Source organism: Novosphingobium clariflavum, from assembly GCF_026420865.1.
GTDB classification, from domain to species: domain Bacteria; phylum Pseudomonadota; class Alphaproteobacteria; order Sphingomonadales; family Sphingomonadaceae; genus Novosphingobium; species Novosphingobium clariflavum.
The window spans coordinates 1-1,160 of the sequence record NZ_JAPCWC010000089.1 but is presented as its reverse complement, the minus strand read 5'-3'; the positions used below and the strand labels follow the sequence as shown (position 1 = coordinate 1,160).

The following is a 1,160-nucleotide window of genomic DNA, read 5'->3' as shown; positions in this document are numbered from 1 at the left end:
CTAGGTCCTGTTGACAAAGTTCGGTAGCCATCTGCGGATTGCAGCGAGATTGAGGAAGCTGGCGAACGAGAGCGCAGTCTTGTCGTAGCGGGTTGCGATGCGCCGTTGATGCTTGAGGTGACCGAACATGCGTTCGATGCGGTTGCGGTCCCGGTAGCGGCGGAAGTCGCATACTATGGGCTCGCGCCGATTGGCTTTTGGCGGAATGATCGGCAGGATGCCGCGCATCAGCAGGTTTGCCCGGACCGCATCGCCGTCATATCCTTTGTCTGCCAGCAAAGCTTTGGGCTTGTTGACTGGCAAAGCCATCAGATCATCGACCGCCCCGTAATCCGAGGCCTCGCCGCCGGTCAGGATAAAGCCGAGAGGGCGTCCCTGATTGTCGCAGCGGGCGTGGACCTTGCACGAAAAGCCGCCGCGTGATCGACCAAAAGCCTCCTTACGAGTCCCCCTTTAGCGCCCGCTGCCGAAACGTGGCCGCGAATTGTGGTGCTGTCGATCATGTGTTGCCAATCGTCGGTCAACCCGAACTCGACCAGCGTTGCCAGGATTGCATCCCAGACGCCTTGCTCGGCCCATCTCCGGAACCGCACGTAGACCGAGTTCCACTTACCGTAGCGTTCATGCATGTCGCGCCACGGGCAGCCAACACGCAGCACATGCAGCATGCCATTCAGAAATCGCCGATTGTCATGGGCGGGGCGCGCCTTTCGACCGCGCTCCGAGGGCAGCAAAACCTCGATCACGCCCCATTCTTCGTCCGTCAGATCACCACGCGCCATCGCCGCTCCCCGCAAAGAGCAGCCTTGAATCAGAGATCAACCCATTTGTGAATCGTCAGAATTCAGCGTCTGCGGGTGGGCGCACGTTTTTGCGGTGACGAACATCGCAGGCACCGCAGTCTGCGAAATTCACCCGCGCCTGAAGCAATGACAGTGAGCCGTTCGGACCGCCCCGGACCAACTCAGCATCGTGGTCGTCCTGGCCATCATCTTCCCAAAAACACACCGGACAAATCTCATAGCCGCCCCGCTCCGAGAGCGTAGCGAAACGGCAGCATGGGCACCTGAAGGCTCGTCCTTCCGTACAAGGTTCAATGACGTTGCGAAACTTCACTCAAGCAAAGTCGCCGTGGCGGCCAACTTTGTCAACATGACCTA

The 1,160-nt window shown here is 59.4% G+C and carries 1 protein-coding gene and 1 pseudogene; both read right to left on the bottom strand.

What is annotated here, in order from left to right:
* Positions 1-782 (bottom strand): annotated as a pseudogene (locus OKA11_RS24745) (IS5 family transposase).
* Positions 783-837: 55 nt separating this feature from the next.
* Positions 838-1,116 (bottom strand): CPCC family cysteine-rich protein, encoded by a 279-nt coding sequence (locus OKA11_RS24735; RefSeq protein ID WP_407673532.1) that lies wholly within the window; start codon positions 1,114-1,116, stop codon positions 838-840.
* Positions 1,117-1,160: the final 44 nt, after the last annotated feature.